The sequence below is a fragment of the Streptomyces sp. NPDC049954 genome (assembly GCF_040656295.1).
Lineage (GTDB): Bacteria > Actinomycetota > Actinomycetes > Streptomycetales > Streptomycetaceae > Streptomyces.
In genome coordinates this window covers 665,292-676,539 of record NZ_JBFALS010000002.1, presented here as the reverse complement: position 1 = coordinate 676,539, position 11,248 = coordinate 665,292, and the positions used below count along the sequence as shown (strand labels likewise).

Below are 11,248 nucleotides of genomic sequence, written 5' to 3'. Positions count from 1 at the left end.
AGGACCCCAAGCCGTTCACATGGACCAAGAGCGCCGATGAAATCCTGAACTCGTTATCGAAATATATTGCCAGGATTTCAGGCGCAGGACACTAGTGTGATGCGCCAGAACTCCTGAGGGTTAGTTCTGCTCTGTTTTCTGGCCGGTGGTTCCGACCTTGGTGAGGTAGTCGGCGAGAGAGTTGAGGATCTCGTCGGCTGTCTTGGTCCAGGTGAAGGGCCGTGGGTTCTCGTTCCAGGTGTCGATCCACGCAGTGATGTCGTCCTCCAGGGCCTTCACGGACCTGTGGACGCCTCGGCGGATGAGCTTGTCGGTCAGCAGGCCGAACCACCGCTCCACCTGGTTCATCCACGAGGAGCCGGTGGGGGTGAAATGGACGTGGAAACGGGGGTGCTTGCCGAGCCACGTCCTGATGTCGGCGGTGTTGTGGGTGGCGTAGTTGTCGCAGACGAGATGCACGTCGAGTCCGGCGGGCACCGCCTTGTCGATCCGGATCAGGAACTTCTTGAACTCGATCGCCCGGTGGCGGCGGTGCAGTGCTGATATGACGGTGCCGTCGGCGATGTTGAAGGCGGCGAACAGGCTGGTGATGCCGTGCCTCAGATAGTCGTGGGTGCGGCGTTCGGGCATACCCGGCATCATCGGCAGCACCGGCTGGGACCGGTCCAGAGCCTGGATCTGGCTCTTCTCGTCCACGCAGAGCACGACCGCCTTCTCGGGCGGGTGGTGGTACAGGCCGACAACGTCGACGACCTTGGCGACGAACTGCGGATCGGTGGACAGCTTGAAGGAGTCCTGCAGGTGGGGCTTGAGGTCGAACCGTTTCCAGATGCGCCCGACCGTCGACTTCGACAGGCCGGTGTGCTGGGCCATCGAGGCCCGCGACCAGTGCGTGTCCTGGCCCGGGACCGACTCCAGGGTGGCCACGACGACCTCCTCGACCTGGTCGAGGAGGATCGAGGGCGGCCGGCCCGAGCGCGGCTCGTCATGCAGACCATCGAGGCGCTTCGCGATGAACCGGGCCCGCCAGCGGTCCACGGTCGACCTGTCGATTCCGAGGTCGGCCGCGGCCTGCTGATTCGTCCCGCCCTCCGCGCAGCGCAGCACGATCCTGGCACGCAACGCGAGGAACTGAGCGGTCTTCGCCCGCCGCGCCCACTGCTGCAGCTGCCTGCGCTCGGTCTCGTCGAGGATCAGGTCGGGCTTCGGCCGGCCAATCCACCCGGCGTCCTCAAGCCCGGCCATCCGCTCCGCCGCGAAAGCCCGACGCCACTTGCCGACCGTCTTGGCCTGGACACCCACGAGCCGTGCGACTCCAGCGTTTGACATGCCCTCAGCGCACGCCAGGATGATGCGGGCCTTCTCAGCCGAGCGCCGGTGCGGTACCTCTGTCCGGCGCAACAACTCGGCACGCTCGGCCTCGGACAACGTGATCGCCACAGCAGAAGGCCCCGAATGCGACATGACAACAGGGTACTTACTAACCCTCAGGAGTTCTGGCGCATCACACTAGTGCCGTGGCAGGCAATGTTTGCCCGTGAAGGAGCGGCGTCCGGTGCGTGCTCTCGGTGCGCCGGCCGGAAGCCCTAGTACTGGACGTACTTGGGTTTTCGGCCGGTGCGGCGAGAGGACGTGCCGGGCGTCGCGACGGGGCGAACATTGCCTGCTGCGGCACTAGCCGCCCGCGCCGTCCGCCCGGACGCCGGCCCTCCGCCACAGCACGACGGCGGTGCGGTCGGCGTCGGCCGTCGTGGCGGGGACGCGGTGCTGGACCTGGCGCAGCAGCTCCGCCGGTTCGGGCACCGGGCCCTCGCCCCAGGCCGTCGCGAGGTACTCGCGGGTGAGCCGGTCGCCGTCGAGCGCCTCGGTGCCCAGGGCCAGGACGTCGCCGGGGCGCAGCGGCTCCAGCAGCCGGGCCACCGGCGGCCGGGCCCCGCCCCGCCCGTACGGCAGGCTCCCGGTGCCGGCGCCCGCCCCGGCACCGGCGTCCCAGATCCCTTCGCGCAGCCGTGCCGTGCCGCCCTCGCCGACGGCGATGAGCCCCGGGCCGCCGCCGTCCGGCTCCAGCGGTACGAGGAGCAGCCGCAGCGCCGTCGCGTACGCGCCAGGGGCGTGGCCGGCGCCGTGCGCGGTGTGTTCGAGGAGGGCGCCGACGGAGGTGACGGCGCGGTCCGCGAAGGCGCTGAAGGCGTGCGCGTCGCCCGCGCGCAGGGCGGCCGAGACGGTCGCGGCCTCGCGGACGACGTGGGCGAGGGCGAGGCGGCACGCCTGTTCGGCGCCGAGGTGCGCGCGGGCCGCCGTGCCCTGGCCCCGGGCCACGGCGAGCAGCAGCCCCGGGCCGTACCGCGCGACGCACACCGCGTCCCTGCGGGGCAGTCCGCGGCGGCGGGAGCGCTCGGCGCGCACCGACACGGCGCGGACGCTGAGCGCGCCGCTCTCGGCGGCGTCGAGCACGGTGTCGGGCAGCAGCGCGCCCTCGAAGTCCTCGGCGGCGTCCGTGAGGGTGCCGCGCGCGGGCAGCGGCGGGCGCTCGGGCCGGACAGGCCGCCGGGCGGGGGCGGCCGGGGGCGGTCCCAGGCGCAGGTCGAGGTCGACCTCCTGTCCGGCGGCCGGGTGGACGACGGCGATGGCGGAGTCGGCGAACGCGTCGAAGCCGCCGGCGGCGGGGCGGGCGCCGACGCCCCCCACGTACCCGGCCGCCCGGTCGCCCTTCCCCGCCGGGGCCCGGGCGGCCACGGGTTCCCTGGCGGGCGGCAGCAGCGCGTCGAGCGCGGCGTTGCGGCGTCCGGCGGGCGGGCGGCGGGCGTCGAACGCGGCCTGCCGTACGGCGACGGCCCTGGCCTGGCGACGCTCGCGCCGCAGCCGTTCCTCGTGCCGGGCCAGCGCCTCGTAACGGTCGGCGGGCCGGGTGGTGATGTCGTCCATCGGGACCTTCCGCAAGACGTGGGCGCCCCGGCGGACGCGCGCGGGGCGGGCCGGCCGGGGCGGGGCGAAGCGGGGTGCGGGGCGGGCGTCAGCCGAGCGGCGAGCTGATGGGCAGGGCGCTGAGCGGCAGCCCGCCGACCATCGGCGCGTTGCCCTGGCCGTGGCCCCCGGCGCGGGCCGCCATGAGCTGGCCGACGAGCGCGCCGCCGGTCTGCTCGACGGAGTGCACGACCTTGCCGACCTGCGGGTCGTCCAGCGGGGTCTCGTGCACCTCCCCACCGGAGAGCCCGCCGAGGGTCCCGCCGAGGACGGGCAGCGACTGGACGGGGGACGGGGCGGCGAACGCGGGGGCGGCGACGCCCGCCGCGAGCACCGCGCCGGTGACGACGGCGGCGGCCTTGGCGTACTGCGCGGTGTGCGAGCGCTTGGCGTGCTTGGCGTGCTTCACGGGGTTCCCTCTCTGCGACGGTCCGTACGGAGTGGACAACGCCGCGGCGGGCGCCTTGGACACGCGGCACCGGCGGGCAACCGGGACGAAGACGTGTGTACGGGGGTGGGACGGTGACCGGCGGGGCCTCACGCGGGCGGTGGACCGGGGCGGCCGGGAGCTGGTCGTGACGCCGAGGCGGCCGGGCCTGCGGCGGCTCGCGGCGTTCGCGTACGTCGCGGAGCTCCTCCTGTACGTGGCCTCGGGCCTCGCCCCCCCAAGTGGCCCTGGCGAGCGGCGGTGTGACGGCCGTCCTGGGACGGTCCTGTCGGCGGCCGCTCAGCGAGCGGTGGTCCCGGGCGCGCCCGGGGCCACCGCTTCACCACTCGGTCGTCGCGCCGTCGGTCAGGGCAGGTTGCGGGCCATGACGATGCGCTGGACCTGGTTGGTGCCCTCGTAGATCTGGGTGATCTTGGCGTCGCGCATCATGCGTTCGACGGGGTAGTCGCGGGTGTAGCCGTAGCCGCCCAGGAGCTGGACGGCGTCGGTGGTGATGTCCATCGCGGCGTCGGAGGCGTAGCACTTGGCGGCGGCCCCGAAGAAGGTCAGGTCCCCGTCCACACGCTCGGACTTGGCGGCGGCGGCGTAGGTGAGCTGGCGGGCGGCCTCCAGTTTCATGGCCATGTCGGCGAGCATGAACTGCACGCCCTGGAAGTCACCGACCGGCTTGCCGAACTGCTTGCGCTCGCGCACGTAGCCCTTGGCGTAGTCCAGTGCGCCTTGTGCGATGCCCAGGGCCTGGGCGGCGATGGTGATGCGGGTGTGGTCGAGGGTCTTCATCGCGGTGGCGAAGCCGGTGCCCTCGGCGCCGATCATGCGGTCGGCGGGGATACGCACGTTGTCGAGGTAGACCTCGCGGGTCGGGGAGCCCTTGATACCGAGCTTCTTCTCCGGGGCGCCGAAGGAGACGCCCTCGTCGCTCTTCTCCACGACGAACGCGGAGATGCCCCGGGAGCGCTGGGCGGGGTCGGTGACGGCCATGACGGTGTAGTAGTCGGAGACCCCGGCGTTGGTGATCCAGCGCTTGACGCCGTTGAGCACCCAGGTGTCGCCCTCGCGTACGGCTTTGGTCTTCATGCCCGCGGCGTCCGAGCCGGCGTCGGGTTCGGACAGGGCGTAGGAGAACATGGCCTCGCCCCGGGCCAGGGGGCCCAGGTACTTCGCCTTCAGTTCCTCGGAGCCGGAGAGGATCACGGGCAGGGAGCCGAGTTTGTTGACGGCCGGGATCAGCGAGGAGGAGGCGCACACGCGGGCGACCTCCTCGATCACGATGACGGTGGCCAGCGCGTCGGCGCCCGCACCGCCGTAGGACTCGGGCACGTGCACGGCGTGCAGGTCGGCGGCGGTCAGCGCGTCCCGCGCCTCCTGCGGGAAACGGCCCTGCTCGTCCACCTCGGCAGCGAACGGGGCGATCTTCGCCTCGGCCAGCGCACGGACCGTCTCCCGGAGCATGTCGTGCTCCTCCGCCGGACGGTACAGATCGAAGTCGGACACAGCTGTCTCCCTTGGCGCCGAGGTCTTCCCAGGTCTTCCCACGTGCTCACCGCGCGTACCGCGCAGCTGACTACCGTTGAGTAACCCCGATGATAGGCGGCCCGGCCCGCCCGGCCTACGGCCTCGGGACGATCGGCGCGTGAGCTTCCCGACAGCCCCTCGACGGCTGGGCCCCGGGCGCGGCGGGGGCGCACGGATATGCTCGGGCAGCGCACTTCGCCGTCCGATCAGGAGTACCCGTATGGCCACCCCGCCCAGGATCACCGTCATCGGCACCGGCTACCTCGGCGCGACCCACGCCGCCTCGATGGCGGAACTGGGTTTCGAGGTGCTGGGGCTCGACGTGGTGCCCGAGAAGGTCGAGCTGCTGAGCCGCGGCGAGGTCCCGATGTACGAACCGGGGCTGGAGGAGGTGCTGCGGCGGCACGTGCCCGGCATCGAGGGCTCGACGGGACGGCTGCGGTTCACCACCTCGTTCGAGGAGGTCGCGGACTTCGGTGACGTGCACTTCCTGTGCGTCAACACCCCGCAGAAGCACGGCGAGTACGCGTGCGACATGAGTTACGTCGACGCGGCCGTCTCCTCGCTGGCCCCGCACCTGAAGCGGCCCGCGCTGGTGGTCGGCAAGTCCACGGTCCCGGTCGGTTCGGCCGCCCGGCTGGCCGCGCTGCTGCGTGAGAAGGCCCCGGCGGGCGCCGACGCGGAACTCGCCTGGAACCCGGAGTTCCTGCGCGAGGGCTACGCGGTCAAGGACACGCTGCACCCGGACCGCATCGTCGTCGGCGTGGGCAGCGAGCGGGCCGAGGCCCTGCTGCGCGAGGTGTACGCCACGGCGCTCGCGGACGGCACCCCGTTCCTGGTGACCGACTACCCGACGGCCGAGCTGGTCAAGGTCTCCGCCAACTCCTTCCTCGCCACGAAGATCTCCTTCATCAACGCGATGGCCGAGGTGTGCGAGGCGGCGGGCGGCGACGTGGCGCGGCTCGCCGAGGCCCTCGGGTACGACGACCGGATCGGCCCCAAGTTCCTGCGCGCCGGGATCGGCTTCGGCGGCGGCTGTCTGCCGAAGGACATCCGGGCCTTCATGGCGCGCGCCGGTGAGCTGGGCGCGGACCAGGCGCTGACCTTCCTGCGCGAGATCGACTCGATCAACATGCGGCGCCGGGGCCAGATGGTCGACATGGCCCGCGAGATCGCCGGCGGCAGCTTCCTCGGCGTACGGGTCGGGGTCCTGGGCGCCGCCTTCAAGCCGGACTCCGACGACGTACGGGACTCCCCCGCGCTCAACGTGGCCGGGCAGATCCACCTCCAGGGCGGCCAGGTCACGGTGTACGACCCCCGGGGCATGGACAACGCGGCCCGGCTCTTCCCGACCCTCGGGTACGCCGACTCGGCGCTGGAGGCGGTGCGGGGCGCCGATGTCGTCCTGCACCTGACCGAGTGGCGCGAGTTCCGCGACCTCGACCCGGCCGCGCTCGGCGAGGTGGTGGGGAGCCGGATCCTGCTCGACGGCCGCAACGCCCTGGACCCGGACCGCTGGCGCAAGGCCGGCTGGACGTACCGGGCGATGGGGCGCCCGGGGGCCTGAGAGCCGAAGGCCGTCCGCCGCGACGGGCACTCACGCGAAGAGGCGACCGGGGCCGGGCCCCGGTCGCCTTCCGTGTGTGCGGGGAGGTCAGCTGGTCAGGAGGGTCAGCCCGTAGCGGCCGAGGATCTCGTTGACCGGCTGGAACCAGGTCTCACCGCCCGAGGCGCAGTCGCCCCAGCCGCCGGAGGTGACGCCCTGCGCCTGGTCGCCGCTGATGAACGAGCCGCCGGAGTCGCCGGGTTCGGCGCACACGTTGGTGCGGGTCGCCTCGTAGACCGCTCCGTCGGCGTAGTTGATGGTCTCGTTGAGGCCGAGCACGGTGCCGCAGTGCCAGTGCGAGGTGGAGCCGGAACGGCAGATCGAGGAGCCGGCCGGGGCCACGTTGGAGCCGCGTACGAGCTGGTCGGAGACGGTGCCCCAGCCGATCACGACGGGCGTGGTCCACCAGCCGCTGCCGACGTTGACCCAGGCCATGTCGTCACCGGGGAAGGTCGAGCCCTGGATGTTGCCGACGTAGCTGTTGTCCCAGCCGCGCACCTCCTGGCCGGGCCGGCCGCAGTGCCCGGCGGTGACGAAGCCGCCGACCACCGAGAAGCCTATGGAACAGCGGACGTTGCCGGTGTAGAAGGGGTCGCCGCCGACCGTGCCGGCCGCGAGCGGCCGGGGTCGTTCGGCGGCGCCCTTCGCCTCGGCGACGGTGACCGGGCCCGCGTCCTTCGCCTTCGCGAGGAAGGCGTGGACATCGTTGTCCGACTGCCGGGCGGGGAGCACTTCGACCACGACGCGGCTGGTACGGGGGTCGATGTGCCAGCCGGTGACTGCGGCGGGCGCCTTGAGCTTGTCGATGCGGGACTTGACGGCGTCGAGCTGCCGGGCGCTGTGCTCGGCGGTGGTGACGCGCGCCCCGGTGGCGCGTACGGCGGAGGCCGCGGCGCCCTTCGTGACGGCGACGGTGAGCTTCCCGCTGTCCGCGTCGAACCACGAGCCCGCGTACGCCCCTCCGGCCGCCTTGCGGGCGGCGAGGTCCACGCGGGCGGCGCTCTTCTCGGCCGCGAGCCTGGCCTCGGCCTGCGGGGCGGTGAGCTTGAAGTCCCGCTGCATGGCGGCGAGTACGCCGTCGGAGGCGGGCTTCGCGGACGGCTTCACGGCGGGGGAGGTGCTGGGGGTGTCGGAGGCGGCGGCGGTGGCCGCGCCGGTACCGGCGAGAGCGCCGAACAGGAGGAGGGCGGAGAGGCCGGAGCGCACAACTCTACTGCGGTGCATAGGGGTTGGCCCTTCGTTGTTCCAGAAGTGGGGGCGGAACAGTGGAGCCCCGAAGCCCTGCTGGGGCGCCGTGAAGGGGAGCCTAACGACGGTCGGGTCATAGGTACAGGCCAATGCGCGCCCGGGTTTACGGGCCGGGCGGAATTCGGCCAGCGCGACGATCAACCGGTCAGCTCACGCCGGAGGCCGGGCGCTTGACGGTGCAAGTGCCCGGCCTCCGGGGGAGGGTGGGGCGGGCGCTGCGGCCCGCTCCGGCCTCGGTGGTTCAGTCGCGCGGGCCGTCGAGCTGTTCGATGGTCGCGTTGGACGGGCCGCGGTGCTCCTGGATGGCGCGGGCGGCGGAGGCCGCGTCCCGCAGCACCCGGACCGGGTTCTGCCAGGTGAGCCTGGCGAGGTCGGCGCGCGACCAGCCCCGGCCGAGGAGTTCCGCGATCAGGTGCGGGTAGCCCGAGACGTCGTCGAGTCCCTTGGGGGTGAACGCCGTTCCGTCGTAGTCCCCGCCGATGCCGATGTGTTCCACGCCGGCGACCTCGCGCATGTGGTCGAGGTGGTCGGCGACGGTCGCGGCCGTCGCGAAGGGGCGCGGGTGCTCGGCCTCGAAGGCGCGGTGCGCGGCCATCGCGGCGGGCGTCGTGTCGAGGTGGTGGAAGCCCTGCGCGCGCAGGTTCTCGTCGGCGCGCAGCGTCCACTCCCCCGCCTCGGGCAGGATGAACTTCGGCACGAAGGTGGCCATCGCGACCCCGCCGTTGGCGGGCAGCCGCTCCAGGACGTCGTCGGGGATGTTGCGCACGTGGTCGCAGACCGCGCGGGCCGAGGAGTGCGAGAAGACGACCGGGGCCTCGCTCGCGTCGAGCGCGGCGTGCATCGTGCTGGGCGCGACGTGCGAGAGGTCGACGAGCATCCCGAGCCGGTTCATCTCGCGGACCACCTCGACGCCGAAGGCCGACAGGCCCCCGACCCCCGGCTTGTCGGTCGCGGAGTCCGCCCAGTCGGTGTTGTCGTTGTGGGTGAGCGTCATGTAGCGCACGCCGAGCGCGTAGAACGCGCGCAGCGTGGCGAGGGAGTTGGCGATCGAGTGGCCGCCCTCGGCGCCCTTGAGGGAGGCGACCCGGCCGGAGGTGCGGGCCCGCTCGATGTCGTCGGCGGTCCTGGCCTCGGCGAGGGCCTCGGGGTAGCGGGCCAGCAACTGGTCGACGAAGTCGATCTGTTCGAGGGTCGCGGCGACCGCGGCGTCCCCGCTGAGCGAGCTCTCGACGTACACGGACCAGAACTGTCCGCCGACCCCGCCCTGCCGCAGCCGGGCGAGGTCGGTGTGCAGGTACGTCCGCTGGTCCTCGGCGATGTCCCGTGCGCCGAGGTCGTAGCGGACCTGTTCGCGCATCGCCCAGGGCAGGTCGTTGTGCCCGTCGATCACGGGGTGGTCGGCGAGCAGCGCACGCGCCTCTTCGAGACGGTCGGTCGTCATCGTGTCCTCAACTTACCGGGCCCGCGCGGGGCCCTCGCGGCCTGCTGATGTACCCGGCGGCTCAGGGGTGTCCGGAGCGGGTCCCGCACGGCACGCGCGCGAGGCTCCGGACGCCCACTACCGCCGCCCTGTGTGCCCCGGCCTCACTTGCCGAAGCCGAAGCGGTCGCCCTCGCCCTGCGCCTTGGCGCGCAGCCGCTTGCCCTTCTCGGTGGCCTGGGCGTTCAGGTCCTGCTGGAAGTCGCGCATCCGGCCGAGCAGTTCCTCGTCGTGGGCGGCGAGGATCCGGGCGGCGAGCAGTCCGGCGTTGCGGGCGCCGCCGACCGAGACGGCCGCGACCGGCACCCCGGCGGGCATCTGCACGATGGACAGCAGGGAGTCCATGCCGTCGAGGTACTTGAGCGGTACGGGCACGCCGATGACGGGCAGCGGGGTGACGGAGGCGAGCATGCCGGGCAGGTGGGCGGCGCCCCCGGCCCCGGCGATGATCGCCTTCAGGCCCCGGTCGGCCGCGTCCTCGCCGTACGCGATCATCTCGCGCGGCATGCGGTGCGCGGAGACGACGTCCACCTCGTAGGGGATCCCGAACTCGTCGAGGGCCTTCGCGGCGGCCTCCATGACGGGCCAGTCCGAGTCGGAGCCCATGACGACGCCGACGAGAGGTCCGGTGGTGGTGCTCATTCGGTGATCGTCCCTCGGAGGTAGCCGGCTGCGTGACGGGCGCGCTCCAGCACCTCGTCCAGGTCGTCGCCGTAGGTGTTCACGTGGCCGACCTTACGGCCGGGCTTCACGTCCTTGCCGTACATATGGATCTTGAGCTGCGGGTCGCGGGCCATGCAGTGCAGGTACGCGGAGTACATGTCGGGGAAGTCGCCGCCGAGGACGTTGCCCATGACCGTCCAGCGGGCGCGCGGGCGCGGGTCGCCGAGCGGGAGGTCGAGGACGGCCCGCAGGTGGTTGGCGAACTGCGAGGTGATCGCTCCGTCCTGCGTCCAGTGCCCGGAGTTGTGCGGGCGCATCGCGAGTTCGTTGACGAGGATGCGGCCGTCCTCGGTCTCGAACAGCTCGACCGCGAGGTGGCCGACGACGCCGAGTTCGCGCGCGATGCGCAGCGCGAGGTCCTGGGCCTGCCCGGAGAGTTCCTCGGACAGCCCGGGCGCGGGCGCGATCACGGTGTCGCACACGCCGTCGACCTGCTGGGACTCGACGACCGGGTAGGCGACGGCCTGCCCGTGCGGGGAGCGCACGACGTTGGCGGCCAGTTCCCGGCGGAAGGGGACCAGTTCCTCGGCGAGCACCGGGACCCCGGCGTGGAAGGGCGGTTCGGCGTCCTCTACGGAGCGCACGACCCACACGCCCTTGCCGTCGTAGCCGCCGCGCACGGTCTTGAGGACGACGGGGAAGCCGTCGCCCTCCGCGGCGAAGGCGGCCACGTCCGCCGGGTCGCTCACGAGACGGTGGCGCGGGCAGGGCGCTCCGATCTCGGTGAGCCTGGCCCGCATGACGCCCTTGTCCTGGGCGTGCACGAGCGCGTCCGGGCCCGGCCGCACGGGGATACCGGCCGCCTCCAGGGCGCGCAGGTGCTCCGTGGGCACGTGCTCGTGGTCGAAAGTGATCACGTCGCAGCCCTGGGCGAAGGCGCGCAGGGTGTCGAGGTCGCGGTAGTCGCCGACCACCACCTCGTTCACCACCTGTGCCGCCGAGTCCTGGGGGGTGTCACTGAGGAGCTTGAACCTGATGCCAAGCGGGATGCCCGCCTCGTGCGTCATGCGCGCGAGCTGGCCACCGCCGACCATGCCGACTACCGGAAATGTCACCGCTCCAGGGTATCGGCCCGGCGCGGTGGGACGGGACGCGCCGGTGTCCGGCCGGGACCGGGCGTACTTTCCTCTCTTCCGGTTACCCGCGTCACACCTGCGCGTTCCCTCCGAGAGTGATCGGCCGTTGACCGAGTGCGTTCGTTCTTTGCCGTGGTGCCCGGGCGACGGGGGGCGGCGCTGGTTAGCATGGCGGGTATTCCATCGCCC

At 72.5% G+C, this 11,248-nt stretch carries 9 protein-coding genes; 1 reads left to right on the top strand and 8 read right to left on the bottom strand.

Annotated elements, in window-relative coordinates:
* Nucleotides 1-120: 120 nt before the first annotated feature.
* From AB0J21_RS06520 to AB0J21_RS06505, 4 genes are all read right to left on the bottom strand, one after another.
* Nucleotides 121-1,440, bottom strand: coding sequence for an IS630 family transposase (locus tag AB0J21_RS06520; protein ID WP_363144722.1), 1,320 nt, complete (start codon nucleotides 1,438-1,440; stop codon nucleotides 121-123).
* A gap of 234 nt (nucleotides 1,441-1,674) precedes the next feature.
* Entirely contained in the window at nucleotides 1,675-2,925 is a 1,251-nt protein-coding gene (locus AB0J21_RS06515; protein ID WP_363144676.1) for a protein phosphatase 2C domain-containing protein, read from the bottom strand.
* An 88-nt stretch (nucleotides 2,926-3,013) separates the two neighbouring features.
* The gene (locus AB0J21_RS06510; protein ID WP_363144675.1) at nucleotides 3,014-3,373 is read right to left on the bottom strand and encodes a hypothetical protein; all 360 of its coding nucleotides are present in this window, start codon (nucleotides 3,371-3,373) and stop codon (nucleotides 3,014-3,016) included.
* 384 nt (nucleotides 3,374-3,757) lie between these two features.
* Entirely contained in the window at nucleotides 3,758-4,864 is a 1,107-nt protein-coding gene (locus tag AB0J21_RS06505) for an acyl-CoA dehydrogenase family protein (RefSeq protein ID WP_363144721.1), read from the bottom strand.
* A 283-nt stretch (nucleotides 4,865-5,147) separates the two neighbouring features.
* Between AB0J21_RS06505 and AB0J21_RS06500 the strand changes: the two genes are divergently transcribed.
* Nucleotides 5,148-6,494, top strand: a complete 1,347-nt coding sequence (locus AB0J21_RS06500) for a UDP-glucose/GDP-mannose dehydrogenase family protein (RefSeq protein WP_363144674.1) — start codon at nucleotides 5,148-5,150, stop codon at nucleotides 6,492-6,494.
* A gap of 87 nt (nucleotides 6,495-6,581) precedes the next feature.
* Here the strand turns inward: AB0J21_RS06500 and AB0J21_RS06495 are convergent, their stop codons facing one another.
* From AB0J21_RS06495 to AB0J21_RS06480, 4 genes are all read right to left on the bottom strand, one after another.
* Complete coding sequence (locus AB0J21_RS06495; protein WP_363144673.1) at nucleotides 6,582-7,757, bottom strand: S1 family peptidase; 1,176 nt, start codon at nucleotides 7,755-7,757, stop codon at nucleotides 6,582-6,584.
* A gap of 265 nt (nucleotides 7,758-8,022) precedes the next feature.
* The gene (locus tag AB0J21_RS06490) at nucleotides 8,023-9,222 is read right to left on the bottom strand and encodes a dipeptidase (protein ID WP_363144672.1); all 1,200 of its coding nucleotides are present in this window, start codon (nucleotides 9,220-9,222) and stop codon (nucleotides 8,023-8,025) included.
* A gap of 143 nt (nucleotides 9,223-9,365) precedes the next feature.
* Entirely contained in the window at nucleotides 9,366-9,902 is a 537-nt protein-coding gene (purE, locus tag AB0J21_RS06485) for a 5-(carboxyamino)imidazole ribonucleotide mutase (RefSeq protein ID WP_363144671.1), read from the bottom strand.
* Nucleotides 9,899-11,017 (bottom strand): 5-(carboxyamino)imidazole ribonucleotide synthase, encoded by a 1,119-nt coding sequence (locus tag AB0J21_RS06480; protein ID WP_363144720.1) that lies wholly within the window; start codon nucleotides 11,015-11,017, stop codon nucleotides 9,899-9,901. The genes purE and AB0J21_RS06480 overlap by 4 nt, the downstream gene beginning before the upstream one ends.
* Nucleotides 11,018-11,248: the final 231 nt, after the last annotated feature.

Coding starts and splice junctions, on each gene's coding strand:
- AB0J21_RS06495 (WP_363144673.1), bottom strand. CDS start 7,757: ATGCACCGCAGTAGAGTTGTGCGCTCCGGCCTCTCCGCCCTCCTCCTG.
- AB0J21_RS06500 (WP_363144674.1), top strand. CDS start 5,148: ATGGCCACCCCGCCCAGGATCACCGTCATCGGCACCGGCTACCTCGGC.
- purE (WP_363144671.1), bottom strand. CDS start 9,902: ATGAGCACCACCACCGGACCTCTCGTCGGCGTCGTCATGGGCTCCGAC.
- AB0J21_RS06490 (WP_363144672.1), bottom strand. CDS start 9,222: ATGACGACCGACCGTCTCGAAGAGGCGCGTGCGCTGCTCGCCGACCAC.
- AB0J21_RS06515 (WP_363144676.1), bottom strand. CDS start 2,925: ATGGACGACATCACCACCCGGCCCGCCGACCGTTACGAGGCGCTGGCC.
- AB0J21_RS06505 (WP_363144721.1), bottom strand. CDS start 4,864: ATGCTCCGGGAGACGGTCCGTGCGCTGGCCGAGGCGAAGATCGCCCCG.
- AB0J21_RS06480 (WP_363144720.1), bottom strand. CDS start 11,017: ATGGTCGGCGGTGGCCAGCTCGCGCGCATGACGCACGAGGCGGGCATC.